This window comes from Streptomyces sp. NPDC036815 (genome assembly GCF_055609205.1).
In genome coordinates this window covers 144,001-165,504 of the sequence record NZ_JBVJPW010000007.1, presented here as the reverse complement: position 1 = coordinate 165,504, position 21,504 = coordinate 144,001, and the positions used below count along the sequence as shown (strand labels likewise).

The window sequence follows — 21,504 nt, the reverse complement described above, 5'->3', positions numbered from 1 at the left end:
TGATGGAGCGGGAGCCACTCGCCGAACTCATCGCGGGGCTGCGCGGGCTCGGCCACGACCCGGACGCCGTCTCGCTCGCCGACGCGCTCTGGCTGGCCCGGTGGTCGGTGCCCGCCCCCGGGCGGACCTCCCACTCGCTCCCCGGACGGTCCTCCCCGTTCCAGGGGCGGCCGGACCCGGCCGCCCCCGACGAGACCGCCCCCGAGCCCCCCGCCCGGGAACCGCTCGCCCCGCCGGCCCTGCCGCGCCGGGGCGGGGACCCGCCGCGCCATGTGCCGTTCACGGCGGCGGAGGTGCCCAGCGCGCTGCCCGGCCTGCTCGGCGCGCAGCGGGCCCTGCGTCCGCTGCAGCGCCACCGGGGCGCGTCGCGGCCCTCCTGGCACGTCCTGGACGAAGAGGCCACGGCCGAGCACCTGGCCCGCACCGGCATCGTCACCCCTGTCTTCCGGGCCAGCCGACAGCGCAGGTCCGCCGCCATGCAGGTGATCCTCGACTCCTCCTCCTCGATGGTCGTCTGGTCGCGGATGGCCGAGGAGCTGCGGCAGGTGTGTGCCAGCACGGGGGCGTTCCAGGACGTACGGCTCTACCGGCTGCATCAAGGCCCGGACAGTGGACTCCTGGTGGGGGCGGGACAGGGGCAGAACCAGGTGCTCGGCTCCGCCGACCAGCTCTGCGACCCCACCGGAAACACGTTCACGCTGGTCATCAGCGACTGCGCGGGGCCGGTGTGGCGCACCGGCCGGGCCCAGCGGTTCCTGCACCGCCTGACGACGCTCGGCGCGCCCGTCGCGGTGCTGCAGCCGCTGCCCCAGCGGCTCTGGTCGCGGACCGCCCTGCGGCCGCGGCCCGGCACCCTGCGGCTGCGCGCGGCGTCCGGCCTCGGCTTCCGCTTCACCCCCGAGGGCGATCCGCGGGCGGCCGCCGAGGGGGCGCCCGTCCCCGTGCTGCCGCCCACGGTCGAGGCGCTCGGCGTCTGGGCACGGCTGCTCACCGGAACGGCGCCCACGCGGATCAGGGCCGCGGCCGCCTGGGTACGCCCCGACCACCCGCCGCTCGGCGACGCCGGGCAGGGCAGGACGCCGCTCCCGGGGCCGGACCGGGTGGCCCGGTTCCGGGCCGGCGCGTCACCCGCGGCCCAGCAACTGGCCACCTACCTGGCGGCCGTTCCGCTGGTGCTGCCGCTGATGACGATCGTGCAGCGGGTCATGCTGCCGGACACCGGTCCCGAGGCGATGGCCGAGGTCCTGCTCAGCGGGCTGCTCTCGCACTCCAACCCCACGGGTACGGACGGCGCCCAGTGGTACGAGTTCGCCCCGGACGTGCAGGAGGCGCTGCTCCGCAGGCTCGGCAGGGACGAGGCGGCGGCCATCCTGAGCGAGTGTTCGCGCTACGTCGAGCGGGCGATGGGACGAGGTGCCCCGAACTTTCCGGCGCTGGCGCACGCCCGGCTGACCGGCGTCGAGCCCGGCGACGGCACGGAGTGGCGGGTACCGCTGGTGGCGCAGGGCCCGGACGACGCCGTCCCGCCGCCGTTCGCCTGGGTCTCGGCCCGGGTGCTCCGCCGCTACCTGCCGGAGCCCGGCCTCCCTGACGGCACGCCGGACCGGCACCTCGCCCTGGCGCGTGAGCTGCTCGCGCGCCACAGCCGCGGCGCAGGCCCCGACGCCCTGCAGGGCGCGGTGGACGTGCTGCGTCCCCTGGTGTCCGGCGCCGCGACTCCGGAGGCCCGCGCCGAAGCCGCCACCGAACTCGCGGGGGCGCTGCTGAGCCTCTGGGAGTACCAGGGCGACGAGACGCTGCTCGACGAGGCGATGGAGGCCGCGGCCGAGGGGGCCGATGCGGGCCCCGGGACGGAACCCTGCGGCGCCGTGGCGCGGCGGCTGACGGCACGGGTGCTGCGGGCCAGGGCGCGGACCAGGCTGGGCCGGGGCGACGTCCCCGGCGCCGAACAGCTCCTGGAGTCCGCGATCAGGGAGCTCGACCGGGCCGCCCGGCTGCCCGCGCCCGGCCCCGGGACCGTGCTGGAGTCCGTGCTCGAACGGGCCGACCTGCTCCGGGAGCTGTGGGAGCTGCGCCCCGACGACGTCCAGGCGCTGCACGAGGCGGTGGGCGGGCTGCGCGCCGTGGCGGGGGCCGGGCTGAGCTGGGCGCCGCGCATGGCGGACGTGCACCGCCGGCTGGGGCAGACCCTGCTGTCCCTCGCCCGCGCGGAGCGGCGCCCGGCCCGCGCGGCCCGGTACGCGGCGGACGCGGTGGAGGAGCTGGCGCTCGCCCGTGACCTGCTCGTCGCCGAGCCGGACGGGCTGCGCCACAGCGCGGCGCTGCTCCTGGAACTGGCGGAGGCCCACGACCTGAGCGGCGGCCACGACGCGCTGCCGCGGACCCTCGACGACGCGCTGCGCGATGTCGTGTACGCGGACCCGGAGAACCGGGTGGCGCTCCTGCTGCGCGTCGCGCGGTCGCTGCGGGCCGCGTACCGTCCCGGCGCACCGGACGCCGAACCGCTGCGGCGCGCGCTCGCCGTTCAGGAGGCGGCGATGGAGGAGGTGACGGAGCACACCCCGGAGTCGGCGGACGTGCGCGAGGCCTGGGGCGAGACGCTGCTCGACCTCGCGGCCACGGCCGACGCGGACGGCCCGGTCGACGGCTTCGCAGAGCACTACGACGTGGCGACGCGGGCCGTGATCGTCCTCAGGGAGTGCCTGTGGGGCACGCCGGAAGGCAATCCGGCGACCGTTCGGCGACGCCTCCTGTTCGGCCGGGCCCTCCTCGCCCGGTACGCGCGGTACGGCGACCGTGCCGATCTGGAAGAGGCGGACCAGCTCATGCAGGTGTCGCTGCGTGCGGTGCACGACTCGCACGGCCTCGCCAGGGCCTGGCTGCTGCGGGCCGAGGTGGGGCACCAGCGCCTGCCCTGGGCGGACCGCGGCGCGACGCTCGACCACATCGCGCACTGCTTCCGCATGGCCGGGGTCCACGCCCTCGACGCTGCGGAGCCCGTGGTGGCGGCCCGGGCGTTCCGGGACCGCGCCGGGGCGCTGGAGCGGTCGGGGCGGCCGAAGGCGGCCCTGGCGTCCTGCGTGCGGGCCCTGGAGATCCTGGAGGCGGCCGGTGCGGCGGCACCGGAGGCGGCCGCCCTGCGCGAGGAGATCGCCCGGCTCGGCGGCTGACCTCTCGGGGAGTTACGCCGATGGGCCCGGCCCCGAGCGAGAAGTGCTCGGGGCCGGGCCCATCCACGTACGACAGCCGGGGCTAGGCCTCGAAGACCTCGCTGAGCAGCTGCTCCTGCTCGGCCTGGTGACGCTTGGCCGAACCGACCGCGGGGGACGAGCTGTGCGGCCGCGAGATGCGGCGCAGGCGCTCGCCGTGCGGGATGTCCGCGCCGACCGCCAGGTCCAGGTGGTCGATGAGGTTGAGGGCGATGAAGGGCCACGCGCCCTGGTTCGCCGGCTCCTCCTGCGCCCACAGGTACTTCTCGGCGTTCGGGTACTTGGCGATCTCGGCCTGGAGCTCGGCACCGGGCAGCGGGTACAGCCGCTCGATGCGGATGATCGCCGTGTCCTTGGCGCCGCGCTTCTGCCGCTCGGCCTCCAGGTCGTAGTACAGCTTGCCGGAGCAGAAGACGACCTTGCGGACCGCCGACGCCTCGACCGAGTCGTCGCCGATGACCGGGCGGAAGCCGCCCGTCGTGAACTCCTCCGTCTTCGAGGCCGCCGCCTTCAGGCGCAGCATCGACTTCGGGGTGAAGACCACCAGCGGCTTGTGGTGCGGGTTGTGCACCTGCCACCGCAGGAGGTGGAAGTAGTTCGACGGCAGGGTCGGCATCGCGACCGTCATGTTGTTCTGCGCGCACAGCTGGAGGAAGCGCTCGATGCGGGCGGACGAGTGGTCCGGGCCCTGGCCCTCGTAGCCGTGCGGCAGCAGCAGCGTGACGCCGGAGTGCTGGTTCCACTTCTGCTCGGCGGCGGAGATGTACTCGTCCACCACCGTCTGCGCGCCGTTGACGAAGTCACCGAACTGCGCTTCCCACATCACGAGGGACTCGGGGCGGGCCAGCGAGTAGCCGTACTCGAAGCCCATCACCGCGTACTCGGAGAGGAGCGAGTCGTAGACGTTGTAGCGCGCCTGCTCCTCGGAGAGGTACATCAGCGGCGTGAAGTCCTCGCCCGTGGCCCGGTCGATGAGGACCGCGTGGCGCTGACCGAACGTGCCGCGCCGGGAGTCCTGGCCCGACAGGCGGACCGGGGTGCCCTCCAGGAGCAGCGAGCCGATGGCGAGGGTCTCGCCCATGCCCCAGTCGATCGTGCCCTCTTCGACCATCGTCGCGCGGCGCTGCAGCTGCGGCAGCAGACGCGGGTGGACGGTGACCCGGTCGGGGATGTTGACCTGGGACTCGGCGATCCGCTTGACGACCTCCTGGGAGATCGCGGTCTCGACGTGCACCGGGAACTCGGCCTGCGGCGCGGGCACGTCGGCCTGCGCGGGCTGCGAGACGGCCTCGCGGACCTCGGTGAAGACCTTCTCCAGCTGGCCCTGGAAGTCCTGCAGCGCCTGCTCGGCCTCTTCCAGGGTGATGTCGCCGCGACCGATGAGGGACTCGGTGTACAGCTTGCGCACCGAGCGCTTCTTGTCGATCAGGTCGTACATCAGCGGCTGCGTGAACGCCGGGTTGTCCGACTCGTTGTGACCGCGGCGGCGGTAGCAGATGAGGTCGATGACGACGTCCTTGTTGAACGCCTGCCGGAACTCGAAGGCAAGGCGGGCAACGCGGACGACGGCCTCGGGGTCGTCGCCGTTCACGTGGAAGATCGGCGCCTCGATCATGCGGGCCACGTCGGTGGCGTACATGGAGGAGCGCGACGACTCCGGGGCGGCGGTGAAGCCGACCTGGTTGTTGATGACGATGTGGACCGTGCCGCCCGTGCGGTAGCCGCGCAGCTGCGACATGTTGAGCGTCTCGGCGACCACACCCTGGCCCGCGAAGGCCGCGTCACCGTGCAGGGCGACGGGCAGGACCGTGAAGTCCGTGCCGCCCTTGTTGATGATGTCCTGCTTGGCGCGGACGATGCCCTCGATGACCGGGTCGACCGTCTCCAGGTGGGACGGGTTCGCGGCCAGCGAGACCTTGATCTGCTCGCCGTCCAGGCCGGTGAAGGTGCCCTCGGCGCCCAGGTGGTACTTCACGTCGCCGGAGCCGTGCATGGACTTGGGGTCCATGTTGCCCTCGAACTCGCGGAAGATCTGGGCGTACGACTTGCCGACGATGTTGGCGAGGACGTTCAGGCGGCCGCGGTGGGCCATGCCGATGACGACCTCGTCAAGGCGCGACTCGGCGGCGCTGTCGAGCACGGCGTCGAGCAGCGGGATGACGGACTCGCCGCCCTCCAGGGAGAAGCGCTTCTGGCCGACGTACTTCGTCTGCAGGAAGGTCTCGAAGGCCTCCGCCGAGTTCAGCCGGCGCAGGATGCGCAGCTGCTCCTCGCGCTCGGGCTTGGTGGCGTGGGTCCGCTCGATGCGGTCCTGCAGCCACTTGCGCTGCTTCGGGTCCTGGATGTGCATGAACTCGACGCCGGTGGTGCGGCAGTACGAGTCGCGCAGCACGCCGAGGACGTCGCGCAGCTTCATCATCGACTTGCCGGCGAAGCCGCCGACCGCGAACTCCCGCTCCAGGTCCCACAGGGTGAGGCCGTGCTCGGTGATGTCCAGGTCGGGGTGCTTGCGCTGCTTGTACTCCAGCGGGTCCGTGTCGGCCATGACGTGGCCGCGGACGCGGTAGGAGTGGATCAGCTCGAAGACGCGGGCGGCCTTCGTGACGTCGTCGTCGTGCGAGGCGTCGATGTCCTTGAGCCAGCGGACCGGCTCGTAAGGAATGCGGAGCGCCTTGAAGATCTCGTCGTAGAACTCGTTCTCGCCGAGGAGGAGGTTCGCGACGATCCGCAGGAACTCGCCGGAGGCGGCGCCCTGGATGACCCGGTGGTCGTAGGTCGACGTGAGCGTCATGACCTTCGAGATGCCGAGCTTGTTCAGGGTGTCCTGGGAGGTGCCCTGGAACTCCGCGGGGTAGTCCATCGAGCCGACGCCCATGATGACCGACTGGCCGGGCATCAGGCGCGGGACCGAGTGGACGGTGCCGAGGCCGCCGGGGTTGGTCAGCGAGACCGTCACGCCGGTGAAGTCGTCCATGCCGAGCTTGCCGTCGCGGGCGCGCCGGACGATGTCCTCGTAGGCCTGCCAGAACTCGAAGAAGTTCAGGGTCTCGGCCTTCTTGATGCCCGCGACCACGAGCTGGCGGTCGCCGTTGGGCTTCACCAGGTCGATGGCGAGGCCGAAGTTGATGTGCTCCGGCTTGACCAGGGTGGGCTTGCCGTCCTTCTCCACGAAGGAGTAGTTCATCGACGGCATGGCCTTGATGGCCTGCACCATGGCGTACCCGATGAGGTGCGTGAAGGAGATCTTCCCGCCGCGGGCGCGCTTGAGGTGGTTGTTGATGACGATGCGGTTGTCGAAGAGCAGCTTCACCGGGACCGCGCGGACCGACGTGGCCGTCGGGACCTCGATCGAGGCGTTCATGTTCTTCGCGACGGCGGCCGAGGGGCCGCGCAGCGTCACGTACTCGGGACCGGCCGGGGCCTCCGTCGCGGGCTCCGCCTTGGCGGCGGGCTTGGCAGCGGCGGGCTTCGCGGCGGGAGCCGGAGCGGCGGCCGCGGGCTTCGCGGGAGCGGCCGGGGCGGCGGTGGCGGGCGCGGCCTGAGCCGCGGGCTTCGCCGGGGCGGGCGCGGCCTGGGCGGCGGGAGCGTTGGTGGCCGCAGCCCCCGCGGCCGCGTCACCCGCCGGCTTCGCCGGGGCGGCGGCCGTGGAGGCGCCCGCGCCTGGCTTGTAGTCGGCGAAGAAGTCCCACCAGGCTCGGTCGACCGAATTCGGGTCCTGGAGGTACTGCTGATAGATCTCGTCTACGAGCCACTCATTGGGACCGAAGGCTGCGGCAGGGTCCTTGCCCTGCCCGTCTTGGTCGGTCGAGATGCTCGAGCTACTGGGGGACTGTGACGACACGGCGGTAACCGCCCTCTTCCGCTTCACAAGGTGATGGACAGCGGAAATAAAGGCTACGCCTCCCGGAGCGCGAGGTGCAGACCGGGCCGGGCATCCGTCGCGTAAGTCACACTGGAGCAATGGTTTCGGCGCTGTAAATGGCGGGAAACAAGCGAGGTTCCGCAACGCCAGATGGCCGCGCGGGTGCGTCGGTACGACGTCTACGCGCGGCGGCGGCCTCCAGGCGCCCTTGAGCAGCCCTGTTCTCCGCTTCCACTTCGAACCCTACGTCAACTTCACGCCGGGGGCAGGCCCGGAAGGGTGACCTGGATCCGGCAGCCGCGAGGGGATTCGGCCACCCCGATGTGCCCGCCGTGCAGATCGACCGCCCAGCGCGCGATGGCGAGGCCGAGACCCGTGCCGCCGTCGTTGCCGGAGCCCGGCGCGAGGGCGCCCGCGTGGCTGCCGCGGTTGAAGCGCTCGAAGACGCGGTGCCACTCCGACTCCGGGATGCCGGGGCCCTCGTCGAGCACCTCCAGGTCCAGGGACTCGGGGTAGGGGCCGCGCCGGGCGAGCACCGTCACACGTCCGTGGGGCGGGCTGTGCTTCACCGCGTTGTCGATGAGGTTCGCCACGACCTGGTGGAGCCGCTCCGCGTCCGCGTGGGCCGTCAGCTCCGGGGGCGAGACGTCGAGGTGCAGGTGGACGTCCGTACGGGTGTGGCTGCCGGAGCCGGAAGCGATGCCCGCGCGCGCGGAGGCGACCATGTTGGCCTCCTTCAGCACGCCCGAGAGATACGGCCACACCTCGAAGCGGCGGGCCTTGAGCGGGACGACGCCGTTGTCCAGGCGGGACAGGTCGAGGAGCGTCTCCACGAGCCGGCCCAGGCGCTCGGTCTGCTTCAGGGCCGTGCGCATCGTCTCGGGGTCGGCCGCGGAGACGCCGTCCACGACGTTCTCCAGGACCGCGCGCAGCCCCGCGATGGGCGTGCGCAGCTCGTGCGAGACGTTGGCGACGAGCTCCTTGCGCTGGGTGTCCTGGGCCTCCAGGTCGTCCGCCATGGCGTTGATCGTGGAGGCCACGTCGCCCAGCTCGTCGCGCCGGTCGGCGCCGCGCACCCGGCGCGTGTAGTCGCCGTGCGAGACGGCGCGGGCCACCGCGTTCATCTCGTCCAGCGGGGCGGTGAGGCTGTGCGCCACGAACTGCGTGATGAGCAGGGTGGCGATCACCGAGAAGACGGTGATGAAGCGCAGCTCGGTCTCGGTCTTCGTCGCCACCAGGAGCAGGCCCGTGGTGATGAACACCGAGACGACCACCAGGGCGCCGAGCTTGGTCTTGATGGAGAACGGCCGCAGTCCTCCGAAGGGTCCGCTCATCGCACGGCCCGCCTCACGGGGTGGGGGTCTCCAGGGCGTATCCGACGCCGTGCACCGTACGGATCCGCTCGGCCCCGATCTTCCGGCGCAGCGCCTTGATGTGGCTGTCGACGGTGCGGGTGCCGGACGCGTCGGCCCAGTCCCAGACCTCCGCGAGCAGCTGCTCGCGGGAGAGCACGGCGCGCGGGGTGTTGGCCAGGCAGACCAGCAGGTCGAACTCGGTGGGCGTCAGATGGACGTCCTCGCTGCGCACTCGCACACGCCGCTGGGCGTGGTCGATCTCCAGCTCGCCCAGGCGCAGGATGCCGCTGCGGGGCGTGGTCGCGGCGAGCGCGGCCCGCTCGACCCTGCGCAGCAGGACGTGCACCCGGGCCGCGAGCTCGCGCATCGAGAACGGCTTGGTCATGTAGTCGTCCGCGCCGACCCCGAGCCCGACCAGCATGTCCGTCTCGTCGTCACGCGCGGTGAGCATCAGGACGGGTACGGGGCGCTGCGCCTGCACCCGGCGGCACACCTCCAGGCCGTCGAAGCCCGGCAGCATGATGTCCAGGATCAGCAGGTCGGGCTGCCAGGCCTGGGCGGTGTCCACCGCCGAAGGACCGTCGACCGCCGTTTGCACGACGAAACCCTCGGCACGCAGCCGGGCGGCGATGGCGTCGACGATCGTCGGGTCGTCCTCGACCACCAGCACCCGGCGCTGGGCGCCCGGCGTCGCCGCCGTGGCGCCGTTCTGGGAGGTGTGTGTCTGCTCCATCGCCCGCCCCTGACACTGATCGCTTGTGTTCGGTCAGCAGAGTACGGGTCGCGAAGGCACCTCGGCTACGCAGCCCTGACGCCGAGATGGACCACGTCCGGGACGCCTCGGGCAACGGGGATCTCTTCCGTCCGTACCCTCTGGAATCCGGCATTCCGTAGAGCGTCGTCGAAAGCGGACGAGGGTTGGGCGGACCATACGGCGAGCACTCCGCCGGGGTTCAGACGGGCTTTGCAGGCGGCCAGACCGGCAGGCGAGTAAAGGGAGTTGTTGCCCTCCGTCACCGTCCAGTCGGGGCCGTTGTCGATGTCCAGGCAGAGCGCGTCGTACGTCTCCGGTGCCTCGCGGACGTATGTGACGAGGTCGGTGTGAAGAATCTGCGTACGTGGGTCGGCGAGCGCGGCACCGGACAGTTCGGCGAGCGGTCCCGCGGTGTGCCAGTCGATGATCGCCTGCTCGCGCTCGACGACGGCGACGCGTCCCCAGCGGGGGTCCGCGGCGGCGTGCGCGAGGGAGAACCCGACGCCGAGACCGCCGATGAGGACGGCGGGGGACGGGCGGTCGTCGAGGGCGTCGCGGGCCGCGTCGACGAGCAGCCGCTCGGAGCGGCCGTCGGAGGTGTCCATCAGGAAGCAGCCGTTGGCGATGATCTGCAACAGCTCGCCGTGGCGGCGCAGGACGACCTCTCCGTACGGGCCCTCGCGCCGGTCGAGGACGACGGGGGCGGTGGTGTGGGTGTGCATGGCGGCAGCGTATTTCGACGGGCCGCCGCGGCCCAGGCGATTTCCCCGGCGACGCAGAAACCACCCCGTGGGTTGCCTGTGAGACGCACCTCACGTGGCGCCCGTCATAGACAGCGGCGGAAAAGTGGGCAAAGGGTGGGGTGGGACGGAAGGAGCGCCTCACCCGTGAACCAGAGCGTGCGGCCCGCCGCGGCCGCGTCCGACGCGGCGACGCCGGGCACCCTGAACGGAATACCGCGCCAGCCGGCGCACCGGCCCCCACCGGACCCGGCGCGCGCAGCGCACGCCGGAGATGGCGCCCCGGATGCGGGCGCCGCTGCCGTCGAGGCGGCTGCCGCCGCGGATGTGGGTGCTGCGGTCGAGGATGCTGCTGTCCCGGGCGTGGGTGCCGCCCCCGTCGTGACCGCTGCCGTCCCGGGCGTGGGTGCCGCCGCCGTCGTGACCGCCGCTGTCCCTGGCGTGGGCGCCGTTGCCGACGAGGCCGCCGCCGTCCCGGATGCGGGCGCCGCTGCCGCCGTGACCGTCGCCCCCGGCGCCACCGCCGTCGGCGCCGTCCTCCCGCGCCGTCCCCTTTCGCGCTTCCTGGCGCGGCTCGGGCGGTTGCTGCCCACCCCCACCGGGACGCCGTTCACCTTCGGGTACGCGCTCGTGCTCGCCGCCACCTCGATGGTCGCCCGGTACGCCGACCCGGACCTCGTCTCCTCGCTCCTGCGCGGGTCGAGCACCGATGTGGCGCACCTCGCGCAGAACCCCGTCCTCGTCCTGGTCGCCAGCGCCCTGTGGATCGCGGGCGGCATCACGTCCCCGTACGCGGTCGGCTTCCTGCTGGTGCTCACCGCGCTGGAGCGCCGCATCGGCGGCATCCGCACCGCGGCGGTTTTCCTCCTCGGCCACGTCGTCGCGACGCTCGTGACCGAGGTCCCCGTGGCCCTCTCCGTCCTGGCGGGCCACCTGCCCGACAGTTCGCTGCACCGGCTCGACTACGGCATCAGCTTCGGCGTGGCCGCCAGCGTCGGCGCGCTCGCGGGGCTCCTCACGCCGTGGCTGCGCTGGGCCGTCCTCGCCGGGTTCGGCTGCATGCTGGTCCAGGACCTGATCGCGTTCACCGATCCGATGACCAACTGGGGCCACCTGCTCGCGCTCCTGATCGGCGTCGCCACCTGGCCGCTGATCGGGCTCAGGCGCCGGCCGGACGGCCCGGTGCGCGGCGCATCGCCCACAGGAGCGGGCCACCGCCCGGGAGCCTGACCTCGTCGAGCACCGTGAAGCCGAAGTGCTCGTAGAAGGGCAGGTTCTCCGGCTTGGAGGACTCCAGATGGACGGGCAGGCCGGCCGCGTCGGCCTTGGCGAGGCCCGAGCGGAGCAGGGCGGCGCCGTGGCCCCGGCCCTGGGCGGCCGGGTCGGCGCCGAGGACGGCCAGGTACCAGTGCGGCTCATGGGGACCGTGCCCGGCGGCCGCGGCCGCCGCCTCGCGGAACAGCGCGGCCCGGTCGCCCAGGATCTCCGCGAGCTGCTCGACGGTCTCCGCGTCGGGCACGGCCTTGTCCTGCGCGCCCGGCGGCACCCAGTAGGCCGCCGCCGACGGGGTGTGCTCGCAGACGCCGTGGCGCACGTACTGCCGGGTGAAGAGGGTCGCGAAGTAGCGGCCGAGGCCCGCCTCGCGCGTCGCGCCGTCGGGGAAGAACCAGCGCATCATCGGGTCGTCGTCGAAGGCGCGGGCCAGTATGCGGCCGATCGGTGAGGCGTCCTCGGGCGTCGCCGCCTTCGGGGCGACAGGGCCCGGCTGCTGAACGTTCGTCATCGGCATACGGGTCATTCTGCACATGATGATCTTGGATACAGGGGCGGGGGTCGGAGCGCGCCCGATGGCGGGCGACCCGGGCGGGGCACGCGGGCCGCCCGCACCGCGAACGTGGTGGGCGTCGCGGGGCGGACGGGCACAGCAGCCGCGGCCTATGCCGCCTCCGCCTCCACGATCGACGGGTGCATCTCGGTGGGCAGAATGCGCGTGAGCCGCAGCCCCGCCACCGTCAGCAGCGCCGAGAACTCGTCCTCCGTCCGCTCCTGGCCGCCGAGCACGGCCGACATCACCACGTCCAGGGTCTTGCCGAGGTGCGGTGCGTTGCCGCCGGGCAGCACGGCGTCGACGATCAGGAGGCGCGCGTCCGGTGCCATCGCCGCCCGGCAGTTGCGCAGGATCCGCAGGCAGCCGTCGTCCGGCCAGTTGTGCAGGACGTGCTTGATCACGTAGAGGTCGCCGCCCTCGGGGACCTCGGTGAAGAAGTCCCCGGCGTCGGCCCGCCACCTGCCCCGCAACGCGTCGTCGTCGGCCAGCATGTGGGTGCTCACCGCGGCAGGACGGTCGAAGAGGACGCCCGTCAGGCCGGGGCGCCCGCGCAGGACCGCGCGCAGCAGCCCGCCGCGGCCGCCGCCCACGTCCACCACGGTGCCCTTCTCCGGGAAGGGGTACGTCCCGGCGATCACCGCGTCGATCGGGCCCGAGAGCGCGGCCATGCCGGTGTCGAACAGCTCCTCGAGGGCCGGGTCGTCGGCGAGGTGGTCGAAGAACGGCTTGCCGAAGAGGCGCTCGAAGGACGGGCCCGCCTTGCGCACCGTCTCCTCCAGGCCCGCCGAGGTCCGCAGGAAGATCGTGTCGGTCAGCAGCAGGACCGCCTCGTGCAGGGAATTCGGCGCGTCCGTGCGCAGGGCGTCCCCGAGCGGCGTGAGGTGGAACGCGCCCGTCGCGTCCTCGCGGAAGATGCCGCGCGTGGCGAGATAGCGCAGGACGCGGCGCAGATGCCCGGCGTGGGTGTCGGTCAGTTCGGCCAGTTGTCCGGCGGTGCGCGGGCCCGCCGCGAGCCGGTCGGCTATCCGGCAGTGCGCCGCCGTGCGCAGCGCCGCGGAGAAGAGGTGCCCCAGCGCGTGCTCCACGAGCTCCCCGGCCACCTCCTGCGTGCCGCCGTCGCCGGTCCCCGGTGTGTCCACCATGGCTGCCCTCCGTGAGAGTCGGAGTATCCACGGTCCCAACGGAACGGCCGCAGGGGAACGCCGCCCGGTGGACATCCGCACCCCGCGTGACTGGAAACGGCCCCTCGCCACGCGCCCCGCTCCGAGCGTCTCCGGGTGATCGCTCACAGCGAACAGGCTTGGGGGAACATCCCGAAGCTCATAAGCATTGAGTCGGTATAGCTCAACTTGAATGCCGAAGGGGAGATCATGGCTGCTGAGTCCACCACGTACACGCCGCTCACTCTGCCCGTGCTGCCGCTCGACGACGAGGTCGTCCTGCCCGGCATGGTGGTGCCGTTCGACCTGTCCGACGCGGAGGTACGGGCCGCGGTGGAGGCCGCGCAGGCCGCCGCCCGGTCCAGTGGCGACAGCAAGCCGAAGGTGCTGCTTGTTCCGCGCATCGACGGGACGTACGCCGCGACCGGTGTCCTCGGCACCGTCGAGCAGGTCGGCCGGCTCTCCGACGGCGACCCCGGCGCCCTCATCCGCGGCCGCGGCCGCGTGCGCATCGGCGCGGGCACGACAGGACCCGGCGCGGCGCTCTGGGTCGAGGGCCAGAAGATCGACGACTCCGTGCCCGAGCCCCTGCCGGGCGCCGTCACCGAGCTCGTCAAGGAGTACAAGGCGCTCGCCACCAGCTGGCTGAAGAAGCGCGGCGCCTGGCAGGTCGTGGACCGCGTGACGCAGATCGACGACGTCGCCGCGCTCGCCGACAACTCCGGGTACTCGCCGTTCCTGACCGTCCAGCAGAAGATCGAGCTCCTGGAGACCGAGGACGCGGTCGCCCGCCTCAAGCTCGCCACCGAGCAGCTGCGCGAGCACCTCGCCGAGCAGGACGTCGCCGAGTCCATCGCCAAGGACGTGCAGGAGGGCGTGGACAAGCAGCAGCGCGAGTTCCTGCTGCGCCGCCAGCTCGACGCCGTCCGCAAGGAACTGCGCGAGCTCAACGGCGACAGCAAGGACGCGGCCGAGGAGTCCGACGACTACCGCACCCGCGTCGAGGCCGCCGACCTGCCCGAGAAGGTCCGCGAGGCCGCCCTCAAGGAGGTCGACAAGCTGGAGCGGTCCAGCGACCAGTCGCCCGAGGGCTCCTGGATCAGGACCTGGCTCGACACCGTCCTCGAACTGCCCTGGAACGAGCGGACCGAGGACGAGTACGACATCAAGGGCGCCCAGGAGATCCTCGACGCCGAGCACTCCGGGCTCCAGGACGTGAAGGAGCGCATCACCGAGTACCTCGCGGTGCGCAAGCGCCGCACGGACCGCGGTCTCGGGGTCGTCGGCGGCCGCCGCGGCGGCGCCGTGCTCGCCCTCGTCGGCCCGCCCGGCGTCGGCAAGACCTCGCTCGGCGAGTCCGTCGCGCACGCCATGGGCCGCAAGTTCGTACGGGTCGCGCTCGGCGGTGTGCGCGACGAGGCGGAGATCCGCGGCCACCGTCGTACGTACGTGGGGGCGCTGCCCGGGCGGATCGTGCGGGCCATCAAGGAGGCCGGGTCGATGAACCCGGTGGTGCTCCTGGACGAGATCGACAAGGTCGGCTCGGACTTCCGGGGCGACCCGGCCGCCGCCCTCCTCGAAGTCCTCGACCCGGCGCAGAACCACACCTTCCGCGACCACTACCTGGAGGTCGAGCTCGACCTGAGCGACGTCGTCTTCCTCGCGACGGCGAACGTCCTGGAAGCCATCCCCGAGCCCCTCCTCGACCGCATGGAGCTCGTCAGGCTCGACGGCTACACCGAGGACGAGAAGATCGTCATCGGCCGCGACCACCTCCTGCCGCGCCAGCTGGAGCGGGCGGGCCTGGAGAAGGACGAGGTGACGCTGGACGAGAGCGCGCTGCGCAAGCTCGCCGGCGAGTACACGCGCGAAGCGGGCGTGCGCAACCTGGAGCGCTCCGTGGCACGGCTGCTCCGCAAGATCGCCGCCCAGCACGAACTGGGCGACAGGGAGCTGCCGTTCACGGTCACGGACGCGGACCTGCGCGAGCTCATCGGGCGGCCGCACCACGTGCCCGAGTCCGCCCAGGACCCGGCCGAGCGGCGCACGGCGGTGCCCGGCGTGGCCACCGGCCTCGCGGTCACCGGGGCGGGCGGCGACGTGCTGTTCGTGGAGGCGTCGCTCGCCGACCCGGAGACCGGGGCCTCGGGGCTCACGCTCACCGGTCAGCTCGGAGACGTGATGAAGGAGTCGGCGCAGATCGCGCTGAGCTTCCTGCGCTCGCACGGCGCCGAACTGGAGCTGCCCGTGGGCGACCTGAAGGACCGGGGCGTGCACATCCACTTCCCGGCGGGCGCCGTGCCGAAGGACGGCCCGAGTGCGGGCGTCACGCTGACGACCGCCCTCGCCTCGCTGCTCAGCGGACGCCTTGTCCGTACGGACGTGGCGATGACCGGCGAGATCTCGCTGACCGGCCGCGTCCTGCCGATCGGCGGCGTCAAGCAGAAGCTGCTCGCCGCGCACCGCGCGGGGATCACCACGGTGATCATCCCGAAGCGGAACGAGGCGGACCTCGACGACGTCCCCGCGGAGGTCCTGGAGAGGCTCGACGTGCACGCGGTCACGGACGTCCGCCAGGTGCTCGAACTGGCCCTGACGGAGGCCGAGGTGCGGGTCCCGGTCGCGGCGTAGGGTCCGGGGCGGCACAGGGAGACGGCGGTCACCCCACCGGGGTGGCCGCCGTCCGCGCGCTCAGCCGTTGGCGAGTGCCACCACCCGGTCGAGGGCGCCGTTGAACTTGTTGTGGTCGCCGACCGTCGGTCCCGACGAGGTGTACTGCCACATGGTCTGGAAGTCCCAGCCCGCGGGGAGTTCGCCCGGGCCGGTGTCGTAGCGGGCGATCCACAGCGGGTTGCTGGCGCCGAAGCCGCTGTAGTTGCCGGTGCACTGCTTCCACCAGCTGGTGGCGGTGTAGATGACGGCGTCGCGTCCGGTGCGGGACTTGTAGGTGGTGAGGAAGTCGCTTATCCAGCTCACCATCGCGGACTGGGACTTGCCGAAGCAGGCCGCCCCGTACGGGTTCCACTCGATGTCGAGGGCGCCCGGCAGCGTTCTGCCGTCCCGCGACCAGCCCCCGCCGCCGCTCGCGAAGTAGTTGGCCTGCGTCGCGCCGCTGGAGGTGTCGGGCGTCGCGAAGTGGTACGCGCCGCGGATCATGCCCACGTTGTACGAACCGTTGTACTGCTGGGCGAAGTAGGGGTTCTTGTACGAGGTGCTCTCGGTGGCCTTGACGTAGGCCCATTTCACGCCGCTGTTCCAGAGCGTCGACCAGGCGACGTTGCCCTGGTGGCTGCTGACGTCGACGCCCTCGGTCTGCGTGGCGTCACCGCCGGCGGGCAGACCGCCCTGGCCGTCGTGCTCGATGACGCCCTGGCCGAGGCGGGCGGAGCCGCGCGCGGGGACGTCGTCGTCCGCCCGGGCCGCTGTGGGGAGCGTCAGGAGGAGGGAGAGTGCGGACAGTGCTGCGAGGAGGACCCCCGCCGGCGACAAGCGCGAGCGGCGGGCCGTTCCGGGTCTGTGCACGGGCATGGGCGTGCCTCCGAAGGCCTCGGTGGTGCTCGGTGGGGACCTGTCGACATGTGAGTGGTGTGAACATGTCACTTGAAAAGCTACGCACGTAGACCGCGGCTAGGGAAGAGGGTCCGTCTTCTGCCGTTGGTCCACTCCTGTGACGGTGCCTTCGCGGCGGCACGGGCGTCACCTTGCGAAATACTGGTCAGGCCGCTGTCGCCACGGCAGTGGCGCGAGGTCCTTCCGGCGACAACTTTCAGAAACGGGAAAGCGGGACATGGGTGCTGCAGAAGAGGACGCGAAGCGTGGCGCACAGGGCGACGTGGAGCAGGGGACGGACCGCGAGTTCCTCTCCCTCGAACGGGAGTTGTCCCTGCTGATGCGCCGCGCGCGGGCCTCGTCGGGCGAGATGGCGCGCCAGGTCCACCCCGACCTGGAGCCCGCCGCGTACGGACTGCTCGTCTGCCTCGACGACTCGGGACCGCAGCGGGCCACCGAACTCGCCGCCTACATCGGCGTCGGCAAGGCCACGATGAGCCGCCAGCTGCGGGCGCTCGAGGAGCTCGGCCTGGTCTCCCGGGAGCCCGACCCGGCCGACGGCCGCGCCTGGCTCATCCAGCTCACACCGGACGGCCGCACCCGCTTCCGCACGGTGCGCGCCGGGCGCCGTGCCCGCTACGTACGCAGGCTGGCGAGCTGGGACCGGGCGGAGGTCGCCGAACTCGCCCGGCTGCTCGGGCGGCTGAACGAGAGCGCGGACAACTGAGCGGTACCCGTACCGGCGCCCCTACCCGGACCGGTGCCCGCACCCATGCCCGTACCGGTGCCCGCACCCATGCCCGTACCGGTGCCCGCACCCGTGCCCGTACCGGTGTCCTTACGCCTCACCACTCCGCGTACACGACCGCCGCGTCGTCGTGCCGCTTCCCGCGGGGGAAGGCCAGGCGGTCCGGGTCCGCGCGCTCCAACTCCCGCACCCGGTCCACCAGGTGCTGCGGCCCCTGCTTGCGCAGCAGCGTGAAGCAGTCGGCCCAGTCGCCCTCGTGGAACGTCTCGACCCACCGGCCGGCTCCGTCGGTGAGCGCCGCCACCGCCGTCACGTCGGCCCGCGGCAGTTCGCCGGTGACCGCGCGCAGGGCGGCCGAGGGGTCGGCGGCGGCCGTGAAGAAGCCGTCCTCCGCGTTGCGCAGCGCCTCGACCGCCGCTCCGTAGGCGCGGGCCGCCACGTCCCGCTCGGCCGAGCCGCGCGGGAGGGCGCGCACCTGGTCGCGCAGGGCCCACACGGTGGGCGGCAGTTCGGCCAGGCGGCGGTCGAGGATCGCGGTTACCGCGCCGTCGCGGCCCGCGATGAGCAGCGCCGAGTCGGACAGGACCAGGTGTTCCACGCGCTCCGCGTCCCACCGCACGAGCACCACGGTTGCCTGTGGGGTGCGGGGGTGAGAAAGGTCACAGGTTGAACGATGGGCGTCGGCCGTACGCGAGATGGCGGCCGCGAGCACCTCAGTGAGCGTCATATCCCGGCGTGAAACGGACAGTTCACCCAGGGCGCCGCCGAGTCGCGCGATGAACCAGGGGACGGAATGCGGACAGCCCACCGCCCCCTCGGGTGGCGTCACGCCGTCCAGGAGGACGAGCGAACCGCCCTGTCCGGACGCGGGAAGCGCGACCGAGGCGAAGTCCTCGTTGGGGCGTGCGGGGTCGCCGGGCTCGGTGGCGAGTTCGATACGCATCCGGCCAGTCTGCCCGAGGCCTTCACGGAGGTCAGGGGGAGTGGAAAAGGGGAGCGGGGAGGGCCTCTGCCGCCGGAGCACCCGTCGGAATTCGACCGGAATGATCACCTCCGTCGGGGTGTGGCGGCGCATCCTGCCAAAGCCTTCGGGAGACGTCCAACCGGCACACCGCACCGGCCGCACGGCCCTCCCGCCGGGACTTGCTCGCCAACTCCCCGCCGATGTTCACTCCTTCGGGTGGCCGGGCAGGCGATGCACGAACGTCACTCACCGGCACTGGAAGGGTCGGGAGCCGTACCGGGGGAGCGCTCGTGTTGACAGGCCGTCACCCGGGCCCAAGGGCAGACGAAAACAAGAATGCGAGCACCGGTGCAGAAGATTCGGCCTCGGCGCAAAGGCAAGCAGACGGCCCCGGAAGGGGCCACGCCGGGCGCGACGACTCCGACCGAGCGTGTGCCGGAGGGCACCGCCACGGCTCCCTCCCCGGACGCCGGAGCGGGACTTGGCGCGGGATCCGGGACGGGATCCGGGACGGGCGGAGGCTCCGGATCGGGAGCGAGCGCGGGAGTGGGCGCAGGGTCGGGATCGGGCTCGGGATCGGGCCCCGGAACGGGCGAGAGCGCGCCCGCCGCTGCTGACGCCTCCGCCGGACCGGCCGCCGCTGCGGCCCCCGCGCCTCCGGTCAACAAGGCGCCCACCGCGCGGGTGCGCAATCGGCTGATCGTCGCCGTGGCCGTCGTGGCCGCCGCCATCGCGGGCGCGGGCGCGCCCGCCGTCATCGCCGCGTCCGGCCACCTCAACGACACGCAGCGCCTGGTGACGCTCGCCGAGCAGACCCAGGAGGCGGTCTCCCTCGGTCACTCCCTCGCCGACGAGCGCGACGAGGTCACCACGTTCATCGCGTCGGGGCGCCCCCAGGGCAAGGGGCTCTCGCAGAGCCGCAGCGCCCGGGTGGACCGGCAGATCGACGAGCTCCGCGGCGCCGACGCGCCCGCCGGGCTTCGCGACGACCTCGCCGACATCGCCGCCGTGCGCAGAGCGGCGCTCACCGGCAAGAGCACCGCTCTCGAAGCCCATGAGGCGTACACCGCGGTCATCGCCGAACTCCACGGACTGACCCGCGACCTGGCCGAACGGCTGCCCCCCGAGGCGAACGGCGGCGCCCTCGCCCTCGCCGACCTCGACCACGCCGTCGAGCAGGCGGCCGCCACCCGCGGCCTCCTCCTCGCCGCCCTCGCCCTGCCCGACTCCACCGGCACCACCTCGCTCGACCCGGTCACCGGCCTGCCGACCGGCGCCACCGACGGCTCCCCGGCCGAGACCAAGCGCCGCGACGAGCTGAGCTCCGCCGCCCAGCAGGCCCGCGTCCGCGAGCTCGCCGCGCTCGCCGACTTCCGGGACGCGGCGGGCGACCCCGCCCGTGCCACGTACGAGTCGACCGTGACGGGCTCCGAGGTCACCGCCGCGGAGAAGTACCTCAAGCGCCTCACCGACCAGCCCACGCTCTCCGCCGCCGAGCGGAACTACAGCGCCGAGAAGGTCGACGCCGCGCTCTCCGCCCGGATCGAGACGATGCGCGGCGCCGAGTCCGCGCTCGGCGTCGAGCGCACCAAGCAGCTCGCCCGGCTGCGCGACGACGACGTCACGGCGCTGGAGATCCGTATCGCGCTCGTCGGTGTCTGCCTGCTCGTCGCGGTCGGGGTCGCCATGGGCGCGGCCCGTTCGCTGACCCGGCCGCTCGCCGTCCTGCGCCTGGGATCGGGCCGCCTCGCCACCGAGCCCGCCCCCCAGGAGCCGATCCGTTTCACGGGCCGCGACGACGAGTTCGCGCAGGTCGTCCGCCATGTCAACGCGCTGCACGGCCACGCGGCCGCCCTCGCCGAGCGCCTGGCCACCCTCGAATCGGACCGCAAGCACCTCATCGGGCAGCGGCAGTCCATGGCCGACGAGCGCGCGGCGCTGCGCGAGGAGCTCGCCGAGGCCTCCGCACACCTGGAGCGGGTGCGCCAATCCATCCACGGCACCTTCGTCAACCTCGCCCTGCGCACCCTCGGCCTGGTGGAGCGCCAGCTCGCCGTCATCGAGAACCTGGAGGAGCGCGAGCAGGACCCCGACCGGCTCGCCACCCTCTTCAAGCTCGACCACCTGGCCACGGTCATGCGCAGGCACAGCGAGAACCTCCTGGTCCTGGCGGGCGCCGAGCACGGCCATCAGCACCCCGGCGCGGTCCCGCTCGTCGACGTCGTGCGCGCGGCCGTCTCCGAGATCGAGCGGTACGAACGCGTCCGCATCGCCACACTGCCGCCGCACGCGCACGTGGCGGGCTTCGTCGCGGACGACATCAGCCACCTCGCCGCCGAACTCCTGGAGAACGCGACGTCGTTCTCGCCGCCGGACGCCGCCGTCGAGGTCTCCGGCTGGCTCCTGGAGAACGGCGAGGTCATGCTCTCCGTCCAGGACGAGGGCATCGGCGTCTCCCAGGAGCGGATGCGGGAGCTCAACGGCCGCCTCGCGGACTTCGACCCCGACGACGTGTACGACCAGGAGAGCGGCGACGGCCTCGGCCTCGGCCTCTACGTCGTCGCGCGGCTCGCTGCCCGGCACGGGGCGCGGGTGCGGCTGCGGGAGCAGAAGCAGGGCGGGATCGCGGCGGTCGTGGTGCTGCCCACCGCGATCCTGGCGGAGGCGCCGACCCTGGCGGCGGCGCCCTCCGACGTGGGCGGGGTGCCGAGGGCCGCGGAGACCGGGCTCGTGCACCTGCCCGGCTCGGAGGCCGAGGCCAACTCCAACGTGATCCCGGGGCGGCTGGTGGGTGGTCCCGCCTCCGGCGAGGGGGAGGATCCGCTGATCGCCGCGGCGGAGCGGACGCTGGAGACGGAGCTGCCGAAGGCCGGGCCCGCGCCTGCCCGTGAGCCCGAACCCGAGCCCGAACCCGAACCCGAACATGAGCCTGCTTCCGAGCCCGAGCCGTCGGCCGAGACGACCATGGAGCTCGTGCAGCCGCCGTCACCCGACCCGGTACAGCGGGACACGGAGCCCCAGCCCGAGCCCCAGCCCGAGCAAGCGCCCGCCGCGCCCAAGTGGGAGCGTGTCACCGACAAGGGGCTGCCCAAGCGGACGCCGAAGATCACCGCCCCGGCCGCCCCGCCCAAGCCGCGCAGCGGTTCCGTGGACGCCGACGCGCTCCGGCGCCGCCTCGGCGGTTTCCACCAGGGCGCGCAGAGCGGCCGACGGGACGTGGAGGCCGAGCTCGCCGCCGAGGCGGACCCCGCAGACCCGGCCGAACGTAACGAAAAGACCACACAAGTCGCAGACGTAATGGGGGACTCAGTCGAGGAGGCAAGCAGTTGACTGCG

Annotated in this window: 13 protein-coding genes; 5 read left to right on the top strand and 8 right to left on the bottom strand. The window is 72.8% G+C overall.

The window, feature by feature from the left end:
* The first annotated feature begins 2 nt into the window (after positions 1–2).
* Positions 3–3,170: an SAV_2336 N-terminal domain-related protein gene (locus ACZ69I_RS17105; protein ID WP_470832967.1), complete on the top strand. Its 3,168-nt coding sequence runs from the start codon at positions 3–5 to the stop codon at positions 3,168–3,170.
* An 82-nt stretch (positions 3,171–3,252) separates the two neighbouring features.
* Here ACZ69I_RS17105 and ACZ69I_RS17100 read toward each other — a convergent pair whose 3' ends face one another.
* The 4 genes from ACZ69I_RS17100 to ACZ69I_RS17085 all read right to left on the bottom strand — a co-directional run bounded on the left by ACZ69I_RS17100 (position 3,253) and on the right by ACZ69I_RS17085 (position 9,902).
* A complete protein-coding gene (locus tag ACZ69I_RS17100) occupies positions 3,253–7,050 on the bottom strand; it encodes a multifunctional oxoglutarate decarboxylase/oxoglutarate dehydrogenase thiamine pyrophosphate-binding subunit/dihydrolipoyllysine-residue succinyltransferase subunit (RefSeq protein WP_470832965.1) in 3,798 nt (1,265 codons plus the stop codon).
* Positions 7,051–7,325: 275 nt separating this feature from the next.
* Complete coding sequence (locus tag ACZ69I_RS17095; RefSeq protein ID WP_389715163.1) at positions 7,326–8,405, bottom strand: HAMP domain-containing sensor histidine kinase; 1,080 nt, start codon at positions 8,403–8,405, stop codon at positions 7,326–7,328.
* Positions 8,406–8,418: 13 nt separating this feature from the next.
* Positions 8,419–9,159 (bottom strand): response regulator transcription factor, encoded by a 741-nt coding sequence (locus ACZ69I_RS17090; protein ID WP_062782102.1) that lies wholly within the window; start codon positions 9,157–9,159, stop codon positions 8,419–8,421.
* A 65-nt stretch (positions 9,160–9,224) separates the two neighbouring features.
* Positions 9,225–9,902 carry a spermidine synthase family protein gene (locus tag ACZ69I_RS17085; RefSeq protein ID WP_470832963.1) on the bottom strand — a complete coding sequence of 226 codons (678 nt, stop codon included), beginning with the start codon at positions 9,900–9,902 and terminating at the stop codon, positions 9,225–9,227.
* Between the two features lie 459 nt (positions 9,903–10,361).
* Between ACZ69I_RS17085 and ACZ69I_RS17080 the strand changes: the two genes are divergently transcribed.
* Complete coding sequence (locus tag ACZ69I_RS17080; protein WP_470833148.1) at positions 10,362–11,150, top strand: rhomboid-like protein; 789 nt, start codon at positions 10,362–10,364, stop codon at positions 11,148–11,150.
* Here the strand turns inward: ACZ69I_RS17080 and ACZ69I_RS17075 are convergent.
* Together ACZ69I_RS17075 and ACZ69I_RS17070 are read right to left on the bottom strand one after the other, a co-directional pair.
* Positions 11,080–11,718 (bottom strand): GNAT family N-acetyltransferase, encoded by a 639-nt coding sequence (locus tag ACZ69I_RS17075; RefSeq protein WP_470832962.1) that lies wholly within the window; start codon positions 11,716–11,718, stop codon positions 11,080–11,082. The two genes, ACZ69I_RS17080 and ACZ69I_RS17075, sit on opposite strands and share 71 nt — an antisense overlap.
* Before the next feature lie 137 nt (positions 11,719–11,855).
* On the bottom strand, positions 11,856–12,890 hold the full coding sequence (locus ACZ69I_RS17070) for a methyltransferase (protein WP_467671247.1): 1,035 nt from the start codon (positions 12,888–12,890) through the stop codon (positions 11,856–11,858).
* A 228-nt stretch (positions 12,891–13,118) separates the two neighbouring features.
* Here ACZ69I_RS17070 and lon point away from each other — a divergent pair, with 228 nt between their 5' ends.
* On the top strand, positions 13,119–15,539 hold the full coding sequence (gene lon, locus ACZ69I_RS17065; protein ID WP_470832960.1) for an endopeptidase La: 2,421 nt from the start codon (positions 13,119–13,121) through the stop codon (positions 15,537–15,539).
* Between the two features lie 60 nt (positions 15,540–15,599).
* Here the strand turns inward: lon and ACZ69I_RS17060 are convergent, their stop codons facing one another.
* A complete protein-coding gene (locus ACZ69I_RS17060; protein ID WP_467671265.1) occupies positions 15,600–16,436 on the bottom strand; it encodes a lysozyme in 837 nt (278 codons plus the stop codon).
* A gap of 259 nt (positions 16,437–16,695) precedes the next feature.
* Between ACZ69I_RS17060 and ACZ69I_RS17055 the strand changes: the two genes are divergently transcribed.
* Positions 16,696–17,184 carry a MarR family winged helix-turn-helix transcriptional regulator gene (locus tag ACZ69I_RS17055; RefSeq protein ID WP_467671267.1) on the top strand — a complete coding sequence of 163 codons (489 nt, stop codon included), beginning with the start codon at positions 16,696–16,698 and terminating at the stop codon, positions 17,182–17,184.
* 118 nt (positions 17,185–17,302) lie between these two features.
* Here the strand turns inward: ACZ69I_RS17055 and ACZ69I_RS17050 are convergent, their stop codons facing one another.
* Positions 17,303–18,148 (bottom strand): protein phosphatase 2C domain-containing protein, encoded by an 846-nt coding sequence (locus tag ACZ69I_RS17050; protein ID WP_470832959.1) that lies wholly within the window; start codon positions 18,146–18,148, stop codon positions 17,303–17,305.
* 567 nt (positions 18,149–18,715) lie between these two features.
* Between ACZ69I_RS17050 and ACZ69I_RS17045 the strand changes: the two genes are divergently transcribed.
* Positions 18,716–21,499 (top strand): sensor histidine kinase, encoded by a 2,784-nt coding sequence (locus ACZ69I_RS17045; RefSeq protein WP_470832957.1) that lies wholly within the window; start codon positions 18,716–18,718, stop codon positions 21,497–21,499.
* Positions 21,500–21,504 lie beyond the last annotated feature (5 nt).